Origin of the sequence: Romboutsia timonensis, from assembly GCF_900106845.1 — a bacterium.
GTDB lineage: Bacteria > Bacillota > Clostridia > Peptostreptococcales > Peptostreptococcaceae > Romboutsia > Romboutsia timonensis.
Window position 1 is genome coordinate 1,625,221 of sequence record NZ_LT629850.1, and the last position, 18,311, is coordinate 1,643,531.

The following is an 18,311-nucleotide window of genomic DNA, read 5'->3' on the forward strand; positions in this document are numbered from 1 at the left end:
TAGTTATAAAATCATGTATTGATGCTTTTTTACAAGCCTCTATTACTTCTTCTTCAGTAGCATCTATTTTACCTATTTTTATATTATTTTCTATACTATCATTAAATAAGAATGTCTCTTGTGTAACCAAAGTTTGAGTTTTTCTTAAAGTCTTAGTTGGCACATTTTTTATATTCTTATTATCTATGTTTATTGATCCATTGTTTACATCCCAGAATCTCATCATAAGCTTAAGTAATGTACTCTTACCGCATCCACTTTCTCCAAGTATAGCTATTTTTTCACCTTTTCTTATATCTAGGTTTATATTATTTAATAATTTTTCATTTCTATCACCGTAGTTAAAGTCCATATTTTCTATAGACATTTCTGAAGTTTTAAGAGTTATTTCACCTTCTACTTCATCAACTGCTGGTACTTCATCTAATATATCAAATAATCTTTGAGCACAAGCAAAAGTATGTATTAAGTTATTTGATAAGTTACTTAAAGCTACAACTGGACCAAATGAACTAGATAATAGTACTATTGCTACTATTAACTCTCCTAAATTTAATACATTATTTTGCATTAAGTGTATACCAACAAATAAGAAAGTTAATATAGCTATCATTATAGTTACATCTGTACAAGCTCTTATTATACCTTCATGTTTTTTGATATCATCTAATTTAGCATTTAGTCTATCACTATTTTCATTTATTTTAGCTAATCTTTTTTCACCTTGATTAAATAATAATACTTCTTTTATACCTTTTAATGATTCTAATAAGAAACTATTTGTTTTAGCAAATTCTTCTCTATATTCTACTCCAGCCTTATTTCCATATTTAGAAGAGAAAACTGGTATTACATAACCTACTATTATATAGAATCCTGCTGATATTAATCCAAAGTATATATTAATACTTCCTAAAACTAACGCTATTATTATAGAAGTAATTATTGCTATAGCTATTGGAGCTACTGTATGAGCATAAAATACTTCTAATAATTCTATATCACTTGTTATTACTGAAATTAAATTTCCTTTTTCCTTAGATTCTAGCTTTGATGGTGCTAATTTTCTAAGTGCTTTATATACCTTATCTCTAAGTATTGCAAGTATCTTAAAGGCTATATAATGACCTGAATATTGTTCTATATATCTAAGTAATCCTCTAAGTACTGCACATACTATTATTACAGTTATACTTGTTTTAAATGTTACTGACATATCTATTCCAAGCTTTGTAGCAATAGCAACGCCTCCAAAAGTTGTTATTGCTATTGCAGCTAAAAATCCTAGTACTCCAAAGCTTATTGTTATCATCATAACTGGTGCTAGTGGCTTAAGTATTTTTATAAGCCTTGCCATAATTTTCATACCTGATTGTCTATTATTCACTTATAGCCACCTCCTTTTGTGTTAAGTTCTCATTGTATATACTTTCTAAGTTATTTTGATGATTTACTAACTGTGCATATTTTCCGTTATACATCATAAGGTCTTTATGACTTCCACTTTCTACTATATTACCTTTATCTAATACATAGATGTTATCTGCATTTTTAACATTGGCTAATCTATGAGATATTACTATAACAGTTTTATTTTTTGCTATTTCATATATAGCTTTCCATATTTTTTCTTCACTTTCAACATCTATATTTGAAGTTGCTTCATCGAATATATATATTTCAGGATTTGTTATTATAGTTCTAGCTAAAGCTAATCTTTGCTTTTGACCACCTGATAATAATGATCCACCTTCTCCAACATTTGTTTGTAATTTTTCTGGTAAGCTTTGTACAAAATCATATAAATTAGCTTTTTTAAGTGCTTCATTTATTTCTCTTTCATTTGCATCAAATTTACCCATTCTTAAGTTGTCTTCTATTGTTCCATTAAATATGTATGCACTATGGTTTATAAATCCAACCTTTTTAGTTAATACTTCAAATGGTATATAATTTAAATTTATTCCATTTAGTGTTATTTCACCACTATCTACTTTTTCTTGTTTTAATAGTAAGTTAGTTATAGTACTCTTACCACATCCACTTTCCCCAACTAAGGCAATCATTTTTCCTTTTGGTATAGTTACATTTACATTTTTAAGTACTTTTCTTTCTTTGTCATAACTAAAGTCTACATTTTTTATTTCTATATTTATATCTTTTAATAAATTCATTTCTTCTTTAGTTAAGTTTTCGATCTTTTCTATTTCTGCATCTAATAAATTAAATATTTTATCACTTGCAGCCATACCATTCATAGCTACGTGGAAATATGATCCTAATAGTCTAAGTGGTATAAAGAATTCTGATGAAAGTAATATTATTATAAGTACTTGACCTATAGTTATATTTCCTTGACTATATTGATTTATAGCTATTATTATACCTAGAGCTGACCCTCCAAAAGCAATAAGATCCATAATATTTATAGAGTTTAATTGCATTGATAATACTTTCATAGTTATATTTCTGAAGTTTTCAGCTTCTTTGTTCATTTCTTCATTTTTTTCTTCATCTAAGTCATATATTTTTAATGTTGTAAGTCCATGTAAGTTTTCTAAGAAAGAATCTCCTAGATTAGTATATATACCCCAGTACTTTCCTAATAACTTTTTAGCAAATTTCATTACAGCTACTATTGATAATGGTATTAAAGGTACACATATTAATAGTACTATAGCAGCTTTAAAGCTTATTGGTGCTACCACTACAAATAGTGTAAGTGGTGCTAATAAACTATAAAATAATTGAGGTAAATATCTACCAAAATATATTTCTAAGGCTTCTACTCCATCTACTGATATTTGTACAGTTGATGATGTTGATATTGTATCTTTATAGTTAACACCTAAATCTAATAACTTTTGGTATATTTTTGATCTTAAGCCCTTTCTAACTTCTGTTGAAGATTTAGAAGAAAACTTTGTTGATAAGAAATTACATACAAATCTAATTCCTAACATTGCTACTATAAATACTGCTGAACCTAAAATATTTATATTAAAATCATTATTATATAGTTTATCTATTACATTACCTATATAAACTACTATTGCAATATTACATATTATAGATATCCAGTTCATTAAAACTGTCATACCTATCCATTTTTTTGACTCATCACAAAGTGATAATAATCTTTTATTGACCATCATATGCCTCCCTATTTGTCTCAACTTTTATTGTCTTCATCCTTGTAAATACTATTACTTTTGCTAACCACATTATTATGATTATCATTCTCATCATTGTATTTTCTATAGTTATAAACATAAACAGTAGTAATAGTGATACTGGAACTGTTAAGCAAAGTTTTGCTTTTAAAGTCATTCCACCTTTTTCTACAAATGATTTTACATATTTTTCGTACATCTTAGTTTGCATAAACTTTTCATTTAATTTTTCACTACTTTTTAATAAACAAAATGATGTTAATAAAAATAATGGTGTTGTTGGTAGCAGTGGTAAAAATATTCCTATAAAACCTAGTACAAAGGCTATTAATCCAACTAATAAGTACATTGCCTTTTTTAATTTACTCATTCTACTCTCCTCCTAGCAAACTTTTCGTGGAATAAAATAAATTTCATCCTCATCTTTTCCTATAAATCCTTCTACCTGATAAACATCTTTTATAATATTTTCATTTATTATTTTAGATGGACTTCCTTCATTTACAATTGCTCCATTTTTCATAATTACTATATTATGACTATATTTTATAGCTTGATTTATATCATGAAGTACCATAACTATAGTTATGTTATGCTCTTCATTAAGCTTTTTAACAGCTTCTAGTATTTCTATTTGATGGTATATATCTAAATAAGTTGTTGGTTCATCAAGTAGTAAAACTTCCGTATTTTGTGCTAAAGACATAGCTATAAAAGCTCTTTGCCTTTGACCTCCTGATAAATCCATTACCTTTTTATGTCTTATTTCAGATAGATTTGTAGCCTTTATTGCAAAATCAATTAATCTTTTATCTTCCTTTGAATTTTTTTTATAAGGACTTCTACCATAACTTACTAAAGTTTCTACATCTATATCCTCTGGTGCACTATTATGCTGATGTACACAAGCTATATGTTTTGCTATTTCTTTATACTTTAATTTATTTAATTTTATATCATCTAAATATATATCACCTTTTTGTGGCTTATTAAAACAAGATAGAATACTAAGTAATGTTGACTTACCACTTCCATTTGGGCCAAGTATTGTAGTTACTTTTCCTTTTGGTATATCTATATTTAAATTTTTTATAAAAGTCTTATCTTTGCTATATGAAAAATCTATATTTTTTCCTTTTAACATTATCTTTTTCTCCTTTTAAGCAGATATATAAAGAATGGAGCACCTATAACTGACATTACAAGACCAACTGGTATTTCATAAGGTTTAAACATAGTTCTACCTAACGTATCTGCAAGTACTAGTAAAATACTTCCTAATGCAGCACTAAATGGTATTAGATAGTTGTGATTTGATCCTATTATAAATCTTGCTATATGAGGTACTATAAGACCTACAAAAGATATTACTCCACCTACACCAGTTGATGTACTTGCTAAAAATACTGCTATAGCTGATATAATTATAGTTTGCTTTGTAGTATCTACTCCTAAACTTTTAGAAGTTTTATCCCCTAAAGATAGTAAATTACAAGTTTTACCTGTCATTAACGCTAAGCTTATACCTAATATAGTACATATTGCTAATATATTTACATCACTTTTAGTTACTGTTGCTAGACTTCCACTTAACCACATATCTATACTATTTTGTACTCCACCATTAAACATAGTAACTATGGATGCCATAGATGTAAGTAATGCATTTATAGCAACCCCTGCTAAAACGATTCTTATAGGTGAAAATCCTTTATCATACGCTATTAGATATACCATTATACCAGCAACACTTCCACCTATAAATGAAACCACTGACTTAAATTCATTTAATTCTGGGAAAAATACCATAATTATTATAGCTACTAAGCTAGCTCCAGATGATATTCCCGTAATCCCTGGATCTGCTAGTGGATTTTTCATAACTGCTTGTAAAAGTGTTCCTGCTACACCTAAACTTGCACCAATTAATACTGCACATAATACTCTAGGTAGTCTTACATCTTTAATTATTCCAATATTACCATTATTATCATTTTTTAATAATCCTGTTATTAATTCATTAAAGCTTATTTCTATACTTCCTGTTTTCATTGAATAAAGAACTATAGTAGCCAAGGCTACTATAGATACTAATATATATATTATTTTTTTATTATTTTCTAAGTTAAGTACTTTACTGCTCATATAATATATCTCCTAACAAATCTAGTGCTTCTATCACCTTTAGATTTGCACTCATTCCAAAATATTCACTATCTAAATAAATTACCTTATTATTTTTTACTGCATTTATACTTTTCCAAGAATCCTTTGCAAGTTCCTCAGCTACCGTTTTTTTAGTTTCTTCTGGTAAAGCATGCATCGTTACAAGTATCTTATCTGGATTTGCCTTTATTATTTCTTCCATATTAACTTGTATATATGAAGAGTTTCCTTCACTAAATACGTTATTCCCTCCACAGATTTGAACTAAATTACCTGTATAAGATTTATCTGTTCCTATCATTACTGATCCTGGAGCTCCAAAAAGTATCATTACTTTTTCATCATTTTTTTCTTTATTATCTAAAGATGCTTCTTTATCTTCTAATTCTTTTAATATTTCATTTGCTTTATCATTTTTATCAAATCTTTCACCTAATGTTTTTATTGTTTCTTTTAAACCATCTACATTAGTCAAATTTACAAACTCACTTGGTATATTATTTTGTGTAAAAGTCTTTTTATAGTCTTCACCTAAAGTATCTACTGATACTACAACTGTTGGATTTAGTGATTTTATTATTTCCATATCTGGATTCATTGGACTTCCTACTTCTGTTGCATTCTTTACACTTTCTGGTAACTCATAAGAAGTAGTTGGAACACCACTTACTTTTACACCTAATTTATCTAATATTTCTGTAACCGCTACTGAAGTTGCAACTACAACTTCTTCACCTTGTTTTACTTCACTAGTTTGTATATCATTATTTTCACTGCTTGAACATCCTACAGTTAAAGCTAGTGATAATGTCATCATAACTATAGAAGTTATATATTTTTTAAGTTTCATAATGTCTCTCCTATTTATTATTTTTATCTTCAACTATTTCAGCTTTAACTATTAATCTGTCTTTACCTTTATTAGTACAAGTAACTATTGTCAGTTCTTTTATTTCATTGTCTTGGTCTAATACAAAGGTATCCTCAGGATTAACCTCAAAAATATCTTTTACTACATATGTAAATTCATTGTTTAAAGTTTTTATTATTATTTCATCATCTAAATTAATTTTATGAAGTTCATTAAATACTTCATTATATCTGTAACTACTATGACCTGCTAAAGAAAAGTTCCCATATTCTCCTGGCATAGCAGTATTTTCAAAGTGGCAAACATAATGATTTAAGTATTGCTTTTCAATACTTTCAACTACTACTGTGTTTAGTTTTATAGATGGTATATTTATAATTGCTATCTCATCTCCAGCTTTTACATTTGTAAAATCATCTTCTTTAGATTCTTTAGCATTTTTATCTATTTTTTCTTCAAAACTTTTAGTTGATTTATTTTCTAGATACTTTGAATAGCCCTTTATAGATAGTGAGCCTACACAAATTAATAGCCCCACTGTTATTAATATTTTAGAAATTTTAGATTTCATATATTATTTTTTAACCTTCATTATAAAAAATGCTGCTACTAAAACAACTACTACTCCTATACCTACATATAAGATAGTGTTATTATTATTTGTATCAGTTACTGCTTCAACTGTTGAATCTACTTCTTCCTCAACCACTTCTTCTTTAGGCTCTTCTATCTTTTCTATTAAATTCAAAGTATCTGTTTTAGTTATTATTCCAAACTCAACATCTCTACCCATAGCATCTACATACATACTAGCTTTCATATCTGGTTCTATTGTATCTGTTTCAAAACCTAATTCTATTGTATGGTTTTCATTATCTTCATTGATTATATCAAGATTTACATTTTCACCATTTATTGAAATTTTGTGGTCTTTCATATAATTTGCACCACTAAATTTAATGGTATAATATACTTTACCACCTTTAATCTCTAATTTCATAGTTGGATCTAAGTAACTTCTTGCCATACTCATTCCTATTTCACTTTCATGATTTACATCATTTTGTACTTCATAAATTCCACTTTCAACTTCACTTAATTCTAATGCACTCGAATTTATTCCAGATGTAATAATAAATACTGTAACTAGCATTACTGATAATATTGATTTTATATATTTCATATCTATCTCCCTCTTAATTATCTTAGTTATATTTGTATATTATCATCATTGATAATCATTGTCAATTAACATTTATTATTAATAATATTGACTTTTTTTATTTTTATGTTAATAATATATTGATAGTGATTTTCATTTATATTCAATATTTTATTTAATATACATTATTATTTCTTAAATATATTTGTTTTTTTATAAATATATTTGTATTAATTGAAATGGGGGTAAACTTTTTGAATACTATTTCTAATATATTAGAAGATTTTTTTCATTGCCTTAAATTACCAATAAAGGCTATTGATTCTAACTATAATTTAATTTATAAAATAGGAGTAAGTGACGAATTGGATGGTTTCATTTCTAGTTCTCTATTTATAGAAAAAATAAAAAGTAATAAAGAAAACTTTTCATTTTCTATAATTGATTTTGAAGATAATATAAACTTTCTACTAGTTCCTATATCTAAATTTGATAAAAATAAAGGTTTTTTTATTATTGGACCATTTAAATCTGTTGATAATACATATAACAATATACCTTACTTACCTAATACATGCATAAATTATGTATATAATTTATTAATAACAATAAGCGATGACAAATTCAGTAAGGGTAGAATCAATCTTCAGTTTAGCCCTTATGTAAAAAAAGCTGTTGAGTACTGTATAAAAAACTTTGATTCACATATATCTATTGATTTGATTTGTGATGAACTGAATATAAATAAAAGTTATTTTTGTAAAATTTTCAAATCTGAAACAGGATATACATTCACTAATTATTTAAATATATTTAGAGTTGAAAAAAGTAAAAATTTATTAAAAAATCCTAATATGAGTCTTTTAGATGTGGCTGTTAGTGTTGGTTTTAATAGTCAAAATTATTACTCTTCAGTTTTCAAGAAAATAACTAATAAAACTCCTCTTGAGTATAAGCAAGAAATTAAATTATAATTTTATTATCTGAAAATCCTTATATTATTTAATTAATAATGAAATAATATATATAATTAAATTAATATATAAGGAGATTTTAATATGCCTAATGATGATACTATAAAACTATTAAATGAATGTAATTCAGGAATAAAAATGGGAGTTCAAGGAATAAATGAAGTTATGGATAATGCAGAAGATAAACAACTTATAGATATTTTAAACAAATATTTAAAAGAACATGAAAGGCTAGGAAATAAAACACATGAATATCTAAATAAATTTCATGATACTGGTAAAGAACCAAGTACTATAGCTACTGCAATGAGTTGGGTAAAAATAAACTTCAAAATGATGCAAGGTAATCAAGATGAACAAATAGCTGATGTAATGACTGATGGTTGTAATATGGGTATTAAATCTATTGCCAAGTATTTAAATAAATATCCTACAGCTTTACCTGAAGTTAAAGAGTTAGCATCTGATGTTATAAAATTAGAAGAAAACTTTGCACTAGATTTAAGAAAATTCTTATAATAATAAAGGAGTTGATTATATCAACTCCTTTATTATTTCTTAATTATTTACTTTTTATCTTTATCATATTTATTCTTTTCTTCTTCAACATGTTCAAGGTAGTTTTGAACTTCATCATGTAATTCATTATTACAATTTTCAGACTTTACCTCTTCTACTTTAGCTTGTTCTATATTATCAGTAAAACCATCATATGTTTCATATTCCATAGTGTAAACTCTATCACAATATGGACAAGCTTCAAGTTCATAATCTTCCATTCCCCATATTTCTTCTTCTAGGTCATCTACTCTACTTTTTAAATTTTGGTATAATATATATCCTCCAATTCCTAAAAATCCAGCGGTAATAAACATAGCTCTTTTTTTAAAGCAATTCATAGTTATGTCTCTCCTTTCTAGCTAAAGTACTTTCTTATAAATAGTATTTGTATTATTTGTTTAAATAAACTATATATTATATTTTCTTAAAAACAAAATTCGCTTTGCTCAAAAACATTATTTTTATATTTATAAAATTATTGATATTACTTATATTCATAGGTTATGTACAAATATATTTATGATATAACTTCCTTACACGTAAAAAAACTGGATAAGGAATTAACCTTATCCAGTTTATATTAAACTATTTTAATGCATCTTTAACGTTATTTATCATAGTTTGAGTAGAATCTAATCCACCTGCAACTACATACCACGCTGCTGAATCTAAGTATACTATTTTATCATTTTTATATGCATCTGTTGATTTTATTAAATCATTATCAAATAAAGCTTTAGCTGTACCTTCTCCACCAATAGCACTTCCTTTATCTACAACGAATATGTACTCTGGGTTTTGTTCTGCTAAGTATTCAAAAGTAACTTGTTGACCATGATTAGATTCTTCTATTGTTTCATCTTTATTTGTAATTCCTAATTGATTATATATTAAACCAAATCTAGATTTATCAGAGAATACACTTAAGTTTCCTTCACTAACCATAGTAGTTAAAGCATTAACATTCTTTTCTTGTGCCATAGCCTTAACTTCATCCATTTGCTTTGTTAAGTTATCTAAGTTTTCTTTCACAAAGTCTTCTTTACCGAATATTTTACCTAATACATCTAAATTACGGCTAAAATCATTTAAATAATCACTTCCATCTACTGATAAGTATACAGTTGTAGCTATTTCAGCAAATTTGTCGTACATATCTGCTTGTCTTCCACTTATTATTATTAAATCTGGATTTAATTCATTAATTGCTTCAAAATCAGGCTCTTTTAATCCACCTAAGTCAGAATATTTATCTTCTTTATATTTTGATAAATATTGTGGTAAAGATCCCTTTGGAAGCCCAACAACATCAACTCCCATATTATCTAATATATCTAATATTCCATAGTCAAATGTAACTACTCTTTCAGGATTTTTTGTAACTTCAATAGTTCCATTTTCATCTTGAACTGCAACTATTTCAGTTCCTTTCACTTCTGTTTCTTGTGCTTTATCTTTACCACCTAATGTAAATGCACCTAATAATCCTACTATTGCAACCCCTGCAATAATTGCTGCTTTTTTATTCATAATAACTCCCTCCAAGTTTTTTATTTTTTTATATTAATTATCTTTATCGATGTAAAAAGATAATCATTATCATTAATAATATATACTTATTTTATTTCCATCAATTTCTTGAACATTAAAATCCATTTCATATATTTCTCTTAATATATCTTCATTTATAATCTCATCTACTGTCCCTTGTCTTGCTATTTTCCCATCTTTAAGTGCTACTATATAGTCTGAGTAACAAGCTGTAAAGTTTATATCATGCATTACAAGTATTATAGTTTTTCCTAGGTCATCACAAAGATTTCTAAGTACCTTCATCATAGATGAAGCATTTTTCATATCTAGGTTATTAAGAGGTTCATCTAAGAATATATATTCTGTTCCTTGAGCTATTACCATTGCTATAAAAGCTCTTTGTCTTTGTCCTCCACTTAATTCATCTAAGTATTTATTTTGTATATCAACTAAGTTCATATACTCTATAGCATCATCTACAAACTTTTCGTCTTCTTCAGTTAATCTTCCTTCACAATATGGGAATCTTCCAAAGCTAACTAATTCTCTTATAGTAAGCCTCATATTTAAGTTGTTTGATTGTTTAAGAATGGCTATCTTTTTTGACAACTCTTTTTTATCCCACTGGCTAATTTCTTTTCCTTCTATATAAACTTCTCCTAAGTCTCTTTTCATAAGTCTTGTTATTATAGATAAAAGAGTACTTTTACCAGCACCATTCGGTCCTATAAAAGAAGTTATCTTTCCTTTTTCTATATTTACAGATACATCATTGACTACTTTTTTATTATCGTATTTTTTTAATATATTTTTTACTGCAATCATATTCTACTCTCCTTTAATAATAAGTACATAAAGTATATTCCACCTATTAAGTTTATAATTACACTTACTGGTGTGCTAAAGTTAAATATTCTTTCTGCTAATAACTGTCCAGTTACTAATATAAATACACTTAATAATACAGACATTGATATTAAGTACTTATGTTTATAAGTTGTTATCATTTGTCTTGAAAGATTTACTACTAATAATCCTAAAAATGTGATTGGACCTACTAGTGCTGTTGATATTGATATGAATATTGATACTGTTACAAATAGTTTTCTAACTAATTTGTCATAATCTATACCTAAGTTTATAGCTTGGTCTCTGCCTAAATTTATAACATCTAAATATTTTAAATCATCACATACAAATGGAATTACTAGTATTATTAATATGATTGATATTAATAATATATCTACATTAACATTATTAAAACTTGCAAATAGTTTATTTTGTAGTACTAAATATTCATTTGGATCTATAACCATTTGCATGAAAGATGATAAACTACTAAATAATGTACCACCTATCATACCTACTAGTAATAGAAATAATATATTTGAATTTTCTTTTTTAAACATCATTTTATAAAGTAATGAAGATAATAATATCATACCTCCTACACATATTATAAAATTATATTTTTTGTTTACTATAAATACACTTGAACTCCCTAAGACAAATACTATTACTGTTTGTATTAATACATATAATGAATCAAGTCCCATAACATTAGGAGTTAATATTTTGTTTCCTGTTATAGTTTGGAATATTGTAGTTGAAATTGATATACATACTCCTGTTAATATTATAGATAATAGTTTTGGTATACGTTGAGATAAAGCATAATCCATATTGTTTGCATTTAACCCTATACTTAAAAACAAACCACTTACTATTAATATAAGTATACCTAAAATTAAAATTTTATTTTTAGCGTCACTTTCTTTATTATTTTTCTTATTTATATTTTTATTTTCTTCTTTTTCTCTATTTAATTTAGCATTTAGCTCCATATCCAGACCTCCTAAATATCATACCAAGGAATATTACACTTCCTAATACTCCAACTGTAAGACCAACTGATAACTCATATGGATATATAATTATTCTACTTAATATATCACATACTAAAACAAACAATGCTCCAAACAGTGCAGTATGACCTATATTTTCTCCAACATTATCTCCTTTATATAAAGAAACTATATTAGGAACGATAAGCCCTATATATGGTATATTACCAGCTGTTATTACAACTGATACTGTTACTAATGCTATTATAACTAATCCTAAATTAACAACTTTTTCATAATCCATTCCTAAATTCTTAGCAAAATCTTCCCCCATACCAGCTACAGTAAACTTATTAGCATATAAAATTGCTATTATTATAAGTGGTATGCTTATATAAATTAGCTCATAATTTCCTCTAAGTATCATTGAGAATTTCCCCTGCATCCAAGAACCTATATTTTGCATAAGTTCAAATCTATATCCTAAGAAACTAGTAATAGATCCTATTATATTTCCACACATTATCCCAACTAATGGAATAAAAATTGCATCTTTAAATTTTAATGTCCTTATAAATTTCATAAATATGTATGTTCCAGCCAATGCAAATGCAAATGATATTAAAGCTTTTTGTATTGGTGATGCATTTGGCATTAGTATCATTGCTACAACTATTCCAAGTTGTGCTGAATCTATTGTAGCTCCTGTAGTTGGAGATACAAATTTATTTTTACTAATCTGTTGCATTATAAGCCCACATATACTCATTCCCATTCCTGCAAGTATTATAGCTATAAGTCTTGGCAATCTACTTATTAACATTACATTTATGCTATCATTATTAAAGCTAATAAGATCTGAAATAGTAATATTCTTAGCCCCTATAAGTAAAGAAACCAAAGATAATATAATTAACATTATTGATAAATATCTTTTTTTCATTTTCTTCTCCCACCTTTTATAATTGCTTTTTATTTATTATTGATAATCTTTATTATAATATATTGATATTCATTTTCAGTTCATGTTAATTTTATACCACGATTTCTTTATTGTAAACATATTTTTCTATTTTTTGTAAAATATATTTATTTTTTATAAAATATTTTAATACTAATTAAATTGAATCAATTATTATAAATTTTATTTTTGATTTATTTTACATAATTTACAATCACCTATACAATACTTAACTTCTTTTATACAATTTTCAAATGCTACTTTTCCACTACTATGACTTCTAAGTATAGGTATATTTTGTCTTCTAGCCTCTTCTTCAGCTTTCATAGTCATTTTGTGCGAAACAGTTGATGTAAATATAATTATTGCATCTGGTTTTCCTATTGACTTACTCATCTTTCTAGACATTTTAGTGTAAATTTTAGTTTTATATCCAAAAGATTTTGCTATTGATTTATAGCAACTTTCCATTCTTTCGTTTCCCCCGATTACTACTATACTCATCTCTATTCTACTCCTTTATAACTTTATAAATAAATCTTTGTTAGTATAATTTTTACTTATTTAGAAAATAATTATTATATTAGTTATAATAATATTATTGAAAATAATTGTCAATTACTATTTTTTATCATTGATATCAATTATCATATATGCTATTATATAACTAACTGATAATAATTATCAATTTGGGAGGTAAATATGAGTATTTGTAATAGAAATTGTTGTGAAAATAAAATAAATTCATCTTATATAAAATGGTTAATTGAAGTTTTAGGTCCAGTAATTCTTGGTTCTAAGCCTGCTGAAATATTAAACTTATCATCTAAAGATATGAATAAAGAGTCTAAATTAAATGATATAAAATCATTTTTTAGTAATTGTAGTAAATTATCTTATAAAATAATAAACATACCTGATGGTGGTATACGTCTAGTATTTATAAATAAGGATGCCTTATCTATAACTTTAAATAATAAAAAGTGTTTAAATTTTTTAAAGTTTATAGGATATCCATCTAACTATGATTTAGATGAATACTTAAATATACTAATAGATAAACTTAATAGTGATAATTTCCCTCATGAAATAGGAATATTCTTAGGCTATCCACTAAAGGATGTTGTTGGATTTATGGGATATGGAAAATATAAATTCTGTAAAACTAGATATTGGAAAGTTTATGGAGATGAGTCAGTTTCTGATGAAGTGTACAATAAATTTATAAGTGATAGAGCTAAAATAAAAGTATTATTAGAAAATAATTCTCTGAGTGAACTTAGAAAAGTAATATAGGGTTATAAAAATAAAAGGAGCATATGCTCCTTTTTCTTTTTAGCAAATTATGAATGGTAGTTTTCTCATTTCTTTTACTGCTTCTAGATTTTCAGGTCTTTTACAGTGTGGTTGACCATGTTCTTTATGATGGTCTATGCATTCTTTACAGTTTCCGTGTATTTTGCATTTTAAATTTTTACAACTACACATAGTGTTTATTTTTTGTGACATAATATTCCTCCCAAATTAGTTATATTTGTATAAATGATACTATCATAATTCAATTATACAATATTAAGTATTTATATCTAAGTCCATTTTTTAGTCATTAAATAGGTATAAGTAATCCTCGTATCCATCATCTTTCATCCTATCCTTAGGTATAAACTTAAGTGATGCTGAATTTATACAATATCTAAGACCTCCAAATTCTTTAGGTCCATCATCAAATACATGACCTAAGTGAGAATTTGCCTTACTACTTCTTACCTCAGTTCTAAACATACCATGTGTAAAATCACTTTTTTCCATTATACTAGTTTCTTTTACTGGCTTTGTAAAACTTGGCCATCCACAACCAGAGTCAAATTTATCCTTAGATGAAAACAATACATCACCACTTACTATGTCAACATATATTCCTTCTTCTTTATTATCATAGTATTCATTTTTAAATGGTGGTTCTGTTTTATCATTTTGTGTTACTTCAAATTGTATTGGAGTAAGTTTTTCTTTTAATAACTCTCTATCCACGTTATTTCTATCCCAACTTTCTTTTGTAAAGAAGTACCTACCAGAACCAACATAATATCTATAATAGTGATTAGGATTTTTCTTATAATAGTCTTGATGGTAATCCTCTGCTTCATAAAATACTGTAGCTGGTAATATTTCTGTTACTATTGGTAGATTAAAAATTTTACTTTCTTCTAGTTCTCTTTTAGATTTGTAAGCTAGTTCTTTTTGTTCTTCATCATGATAAAATATCACAGTCTTATATTTATGACCTCTGTCATTAAATTGACCTCCACTATCAGTTGGATCTATTTGCTTCCAATATATATTTAAAAGTTCCTCATAGCTTATTACTTCATCATCAAATGTTATTTGTATAGCTTCTATATGACCAGTTGTATCACTGCAAACTTCTTCATATGTAGGATTTTCTGTATGTCCTCCAGTATATCCTGATACTACCTTTCTAACCCCTTCATATTGGTCAAAAGGTTTTACCATACACCAAAAACACCCTCCTGCAAATGTTGCTAATTTATTCATATTATCAACTCCTTAATATTTTTAGATTTAATAAACCTTCTATAGACTAAATAATTTATAGCCAATGTAAAATACTATATTTATATTTTGTATTAACAAAAATATAAATATATTTAAATAAAATATTTCCCAAATAATAGGTTAAAATAATTATAATTTTATATTTTATTTATTCCCTATTTTTATATACTTAACCTATTATATAGTTAATTTATGGTATAATATATTCGTAAATTATAACAAAGGATGGTAATAATATGTCTAAAAAAAATAAAAAAAGATTTTTAGCAAGCTTGCTTATAGGTACACTAGCTTTAGTTGGATGTTCATCTAAATCTACAGTTAATGATGAAGTTAGAACTCCTCCTAAGGAACTTCCTATCGCTACTATAGTCGTTAAAGATTTCGGAACTATTGAAGCTGAATTATATCCTCATATAGCACCAAATACAGTTAATAACTTTATATCTTTAGCTAATAGTGGTTTTTATGATGGATTAACTTTCCATAGAGTTATAAAAGATTTTATGATACAAGGTGGAGATCCTGAAGGTAACGGTACAGGTGGTCCTGGATATAGTATTGCTGGTGAGTTTACTAAGAATGGATTTAAAAATGATTTAGCTCATACAGAAGGTGTATTATCTATGGCTAGAAGTCAAAATAAAGATAGTGCTGGTAGTCAATTCTTTATAGTTACTAAAGATGCTCCTGATTTAGATGGACAGTATGCTTCTTTTGGTAAGGTTATAAAAGGTATGGATGTTGTTCATAAAATAGAAAACGTTGAAACAGATTCTAATGATAAACCTGTTAAAAGTGTTGTAATTGATTCTATAAAAGTAGATACTAAAGGTGAAGATTATAAGGATCCTGATAAAATGTAGCTAATATAAATAGGGTGTCGGTTTTTCCGACACCTTTATTCTTATATTATTTAAATATATCATATATTAACGTGTTAAAAAATGATGTTTCACTATATCCTAATTGAGGATTAATTGTATTCATTCTAAAGTTAATATATAACTCTTTATAGCTAAACTCTTTAGTTCTTGTTTTATCAGAAAAGATAACAGATTCATCATAAAACGTAGCATGTATTATATGATTGGTATGTCGTACATATGACTTACTAGATATTGATTTAAAGCCATGTCTTCCTAATGTAAATTCTAGTTTCATTCTAAACTTATTCATGTCTGCCTCACTTATATTATCAGTTAAATAATACTTATCATCCACAACACCACTCTCCTATTATTTCTAATAAAATATAACTCTTATCTAGATTATTAACAGTTATTAATACATATACATTCAGTTAATTAACTTACATGAGAATAACATCTATCATCTAATTCTAATTAAGTTATTCTTTTGTCCTGTAATGTACTATATATTTTATTATTATTCATAATACATATTATTATATAAATTTAATTAAATCATTGTGTTAATTAATTTTTAATAAAAAATAAAAAGATTAATATTTGGTTAAAATTTGCAAACACTAATATTTATAAATAGTTATTTTTTATAAAACAACTTACTTTATTTTATTAATCTAATCATCTATTGAAAGTACTCTGTCTAAGTAATACAACTTATATTAACTTCTTAAAAGGTTTTCATATTCATTTTTAATTTAACAATTATTATTTTTCACTTTCTTCATATATAAATCTAGATATTTTTCTTATAATATCTTCAAATTCTTGAATATTAGTTTCATTAGATGCAAACCCTATTATAAATGGATTTTTTGAATAAACAATACCTATATCATGAGTAATTCCATCAGCTTCACCTGTTTTATGAAGTATAGTTACATCTTCTGGTATATAATATGGTATTTTATGATTTATTTGTTGTTCTTTCATAATAGTTTTAATTTCTTTACTTACACTTTGCGATATAAGTGTTTCATTATGTATAGATTCTAGTATTATAGCCATATCAGATAAAGAAAAGTAATTTTCATTCCCCAACTTTTTACTTTCCATATCATACATTTTTCTACTTAATATAGTATTTTTTAATCCTAAATTTTTTATAGTTTTGTTAATTTCATCAATGCCTAATCTATCTATTAATACGTTGGTTGCTGTATTGTCACTTAATATAATCATTAAATTACACAAATCCCTTATAGTAACTTCGATTCCATCATGCATATATGTAAGTGCTCCACAACTTGGTACTTTCATATACTTAGTTATAGCTATTTTTTCTAAATCACTTATGTCTTTAGACTCTAATCTTCTTAGAGCTTCAATTAAAATAGGTAATTTTACTATGCTTGCTGCCATAAACTTAACATCTTCATTATATTTTATTTCATTTTGAGTATTTAAGTCTTTATAGTAAAAACCTATTTTTCCACTACACCCTTCTAGTAGCTTTATTATTTTCTCTTGCAAAATTTACACCCTCTTTTTATATTATATTTAATATAATAGCAAATAATTAAACATAATACGTATAACTTAATAATAAAAAAAATTACA

General features: G+C 26.0%; 22 protein-coding genes. 4 read left to right on the forward strand and 18 right to left on the reverse strand.

Features of this window, described 5'->3' with window-relative positions; translation table 11 throughout:
• From BN7997_RS10360 to BN7997_RS10395, 8 genes are all read right to left on the reverse strand, one after another.
• On the reverse strand, positions 1-1,387 hold a 1,387-nt coding region (locus tag BN7997_RS10360), incomplete at its 3' end, for an ABC transporter ATP-binding protein (protein WP_071120710.1).
• On the reverse strand, positions 1,380-3,152 hold the full coding sequence (locus BN7997_RS10365; protein ID WP_071120711.1) for an ABC transporter ATP-binding protein/permease: 1,773 nt from the start codon (positions 3,150-3,152) through the stop codon (positions 1,380-1,382). The genes BN7997_RS10360 and BN7997_RS10365, both read right to left, overlap by 8 nt.
• Complete coding sequence (locus BN7997_RS10370; RefSeq protein ID WP_071120712.1) at positions 3,142-3,543, reverse strand: YbaN family protein; 402 nt, start codon at positions 3,541-3,543, stop codon at positions 3,142-3,144. The genes BN7997_RS10365 and BN7997_RS10370 overlap by 11 nt, the downstream gene beginning before the upstream one ends.
• Positions 3,544-3,555: 12 nt before the next feature.
• Positions 3,556-4,317 carry an ABC transporter ATP-binding protein gene (locus tag BN7997_RS10375; protein WP_071120713.1) on the reverse strand — a complete coding sequence of 254 codons (762 nt, stop codon included), beginning with the start codon at positions 4,315-4,317 and terminating at the stop codon, positions 3,556-3,558.
• The gene (locus BN7997_RS10380; RefSeq protein WP_071120714.1) at positions 4,317-5,318 is read right to left on the reverse strand and encodes a FecCD family ABC transporter permease; all 1,002 of its coding nucleotides are present in this window, start codon (positions 5,316-5,318) and stop codon (positions 4,317-4,319) included. The genes BN7997_RS10375 and BN7997_RS10380 overlap by 1 nt, the downstream gene beginning before the upstream one ends.
• The gene (gene isdE / locus BN7997_RS10385; protein ID WP_071120715.1) at positions 5,308-6,189 is read right to left on the reverse strand and encodes a heme ABC transporter substrate-binding protein IsdE; all 882 of its coding nucleotides are present in this window, start codon (positions 6,187-6,189) and stop codon (positions 5,308-5,310) included. Before isdE ends, BN7997_RS10380 begins: the two co-directional genes overlap by 11 nt.
• A 10-nt stretch (positions 6,190-6,199) precedes the next feature.
• Positions 6,200-6,781: a class D sortase gene (locus BN7997_RS10390; RefSeq protein WP_071120716.1), complete on the reverse strand. Its 582-nt coding sequence runs from the start codon at positions 6,779-6,781 to the stop codon at positions 6,200-6,202.
• Between the two features lie 3 nt (positions 6,782-6,784).
• Entirely contained in the window at positions 6,785-7,393 is a 609-nt protein-coding gene (locus BN7997_RS10395; RefSeq protein WP_071120717.1) for an NEAT domain-containing protein, read from the reverse strand.
• 233 nt (positions 7,394-7,626) lie between these two features.
• Here BN7997_RS10395 and BN7997_RS10400 point away from each other — a divergent pair, with 233 nt between their 5' ends.
• Positions 7,627-8,346, forward strand: coding sequence for a helix-turn-helix domain-containing protein (locus BN7997_RS10400; protein WP_195906816.1), 720 nt, complete (start codon positions 7,627-7,629; stop codon positions 8,344-8,346).
• Positions 8,347-8,430: 84 nt separating this feature from the next.
• Entirely contained in the window at positions 8,431-8,865 is a 435-nt protein-coding gene (locus BN7997_RS10405; protein ID WP_071120719.1) for a DUF2383 domain-containing protein, read from the forward strand.
• A 47-nt stretch (positions 8,866-8,912) separates the two neighbouring features.
• Here the strand turns inward: BN7997_RS10405 and BN7997_RS10410 are convergent, their stop codons facing one another.
• The 6 genes from BN7997_RS10410 to BN7997_RS10435 form a co-directional block, all read right to left on the reverse strand.
• Positions 8,913-9,245 carry a hypothetical protein gene (locus tag BN7997_RS10410; RefSeq protein WP_071120720.1) on the reverse strand — a complete coding sequence of 111 codons (333 nt, stop codon included), beginning with the start codon at positions 9,243-9,245 and terminating at the stop codon, positions 8,913-8,915.
• A 247-nt stretch (positions 9,246-9,492) separates the two neighbouring features.
• Positions 9,493-10,437 carry a siderophore ABC transporter substrate-binding protein gene (locus BN7997_RS10415; RefSeq protein ID WP_071120721.1) on the reverse strand — a complete coding sequence of 315 codons (945 nt, stop codon included), beginning with the start codon at positions 10,435-10,437 and terminating at the stop codon, positions 9,493-9,495.
• A 72-nt stretch (positions 10,438-10,509) separates the two neighbouring features.
• Positions 10,510-11,265: an iron ABC transporter ATP-binding protein gene (locus BN7997_RS10420; RefSeq protein ID WP_071120722.1), complete on the reverse strand. Its 756-nt coding sequence runs from the start codon at positions 11,263-11,265 to the stop codon at positions 10,510-10,512.
• Positions 11,262-12,284, reverse strand: coding sequence for an iron chelate uptake ABC transporter family permease subunit (locus BN7997_RS10425; RefSeq protein WP_071120723.1), 1,023 nt, complete (start codon positions 12,282-12,284; stop codon positions 11,262-11,264). The genes BN7997_RS10420 and BN7997_RS10425 overlap by 4 nt, the downstream gene beginning before the upstream one ends.
• On the reverse strand, positions 12,268-13,227 hold the full coding sequence (locus BN7997_RS10430) for an ABC transporter permease (protein WP_071120724.1): 960 nt from the start codon (positions 13,225-13,227) through the stop codon (positions 12,268-12,270). Before BN7997_RS10430 ends, BN7997_RS10425 begins: the two co-directional genes overlap by 17 nt.
• 201 nt (positions 13,228-13,428) lie before the next feature.
• The gene (locus tag BN7997_RS10435) at positions 13,429-13,749 is read right to left on the reverse strand and encodes a DUF2325 domain-containing protein (protein WP_071120725.1); all 321 of its coding nucleotides are present in this window, start codon (positions 13,747-13,749) and stop codon (positions 13,429-13,431) included.
• A gap of 198 nt (positions 13,750-13,947) precedes the next feature.
• Between BN7997_RS10435 and BN7997_RS10440 the strand changes: the two genes are divergently transcribed.
• On the forward strand, positions 13,948-14,541 hold the full coding sequence (locus BN7997_RS10440; protein ID WP_071120726.1) for a DUF3793 family protein: 594 nt from the start codon (positions 13,948-13,950) through the stop codon (positions 14,539-14,541).
• Between the two features lie 39 nt (positions 14,542-14,580).
• Here the strand turns inward: BN7997_RS10440 and BN7997_RS15810 are convergent, their stop codons facing one another.
• Positions 14,581-14,754: a hypothetical protein gene (locus BN7997_RS15810; protein WP_195906817.1), complete on the reverse strand. Its 174-nt coding sequence runs from the start codon at positions 14,752-14,754 to the stop codon at positions 14,581-14,583.
• 90 nt (positions 14,755-14,844) lie between these two features.
• Complete coding sequence (gene msrA, locus BN7997_RS10445) at positions 14,845-15,801, reverse strand: peptide-methionine (S)-S-oxide reductase MsrA (RefSeq protein WP_071120727.1); 957 nt, start codon at positions 15,799-15,801, stop codon at positions 14,845-14,847.
• Between the two features lie 257 nt (positions 15,802-16,058).
• Here msrA and BN7997_RS10450 point away from each other — a divergent pair, with 257 nt between their 5' ends.
• Entirely contained in the window at positions 16,059-16,688 is a 630-nt protein-coding gene (locus BN7997_RS10450; protein ID WP_071120728.1) for a peptidylprolyl isomerase, read from the forward strand.
• A 46-nt stretch (positions 16,689-16,734) separates the two neighbouring features.
• Here the strand turns inward: BN7997_RS10450 and BN7997_RS10455 are convergent, their stop codons facing one another.
• Complete coding sequence (locus BN7997_RS10455) at positions 16,735-17,046, reverse strand: hypothetical protein (protein WP_071120729.1); 312 nt, start codon at positions 17,044-17,046, stop codon at positions 16,735-16,737.
• 413 nt (positions 17,047-17,459) lie between these two features.
• Positions 17,460-18,224, reverse strand: coding sequence for a serine hydrolase (locus BN7997_RS10460; protein WP_071120730.1), 765 nt, complete (start codon positions 18,222-18,224; stop codon positions 17,460-17,462).
• Between the last annotated feature and the right edge of the window lie 87 nt (positions 18,225-18,311).

Bases quoted from the DNA above. Each gene is read 5' to 3' on its own strand.
- BN7997_RS10365 (WP_071120711.1), bottom strand. From the start codon at position 3,152: ATGGTCAATAAAAGATTATTATCACTTTGTGATGAGTCAAAAAAATGG.
- BN7997_RS10370 (WP_071120712.1), bottom strand. From the start codon at position 3,543: ATGAGTAAATTAAAAAAGGCAATGTACTTATTAGTTGGATTAATAGCC.
- BN7997_RS10375 (WP_071120713.1), bottom strand. From the start codon at position 4,317: ATGTTAAAAGGAAAAAATATAGATTTTTCATATAGCAAAGATAAGACT.
- BN7997_RS10380 (WP_071120714.1), bottom strand. From the start codon at position 5,318: ATGAGCAGTAAAGTACTTAACTTAGAAAATAATAAAAAAATAATATAT.
- isdE (WP_071120715.1), bottom strand. From the start codon at position 6,189: ATGAAACTTAAAAAATATATAACTTCTATAGTTATGATGACATTATCA.
- BN7997_RS10390 (WP_071120716.1), bottom strand. From the start codon at position 6,781: ATGAAATCTAAAATTTCTAAAATATTAATAACAGTGGGGCTATTAATT.
- BN7997_RS10395 (WP_071120717.1), bottom strand. From the start codon at position 7,393: ATGAAATATATAAAATCAATATTATCAGTAATGCTAGTTACAGTATTT.
- BN7997_RS10405 (WP_071120719.1), top strand. From the start codon at position 8,431: ATGCCTAATGATGATACTATAAAACTATTAAATGAATGTAATTCAGGA.
- BN7997_RS10410 (WP_071120720.1), bottom strand. From the start codon at position 9,245: ATGAATTGCTTTAAAAAAAGAGCTATGTTTATTACCGCTGGATTTTTA.
- BN7997_RS10415 (WP_071120721.1), bottom strand. From the start codon at position 10,437: ATGAATAAAAAAGCAGCAATTATTGCAGGGGTTGCAATAGTAGGATTA.
- BN7997_RS10420 (WP_071120722.1), bottom strand. From the start codon at position 11,265: ATGATTGCAGTAAAAAATATATTAAAAAAATACGATAATAAAAAAGTA.
- BN7997_RS10425 (WP_071120723.1), bottom strand. From the start codon at position 12,284: ATGGAGCTAAATGCTAAATTAAATAGAGAAAAAGAAGAAAATAAAAAT.
- BN7997_RS10430 (WP_071120724.1), bottom strand. From the start codon at position 13,227: ATGAAAAAAAGATATTTATCAATAATGTTAATTATATTATCTTTGGTT.
- BN7997_RS10435 (WP_071120725.1), bottom strand. From the start codon at position 13,749: ATGAGTATAGTAGTAATCGGGGGAAACGAAAGAATGGAAAGTTGCTAT.
- BN7997_RS10440 (WP_071120726.1), top strand. From the start codon at position 13,948: ATGAGTATTTGTAATAGAAATTGTTGTGAAAATAAAATAAATTCATCT.
- BN7997_RS15810 (WP_195906817.1), bottom strand. From the start codon at position 14,754: ATGTCACAAAAAATAAACACTATGTGTAGTTGTAAAAATTTAAAATGC.
- msrA (WP_071120727.1), bottom strand. From the start codon at position 15,801: ATGAATAAATTAGCAACATTTGCAGGAGGGTGTTTTTGGTGTATGGTA.
- BN7997_RS10450 (WP_071120728.1), top strand. From the start codon at position 16,059: ATGTCTAAAAAAAATAAAAAAAGATTTTTAGCAAGCTTGCTTATAGGT.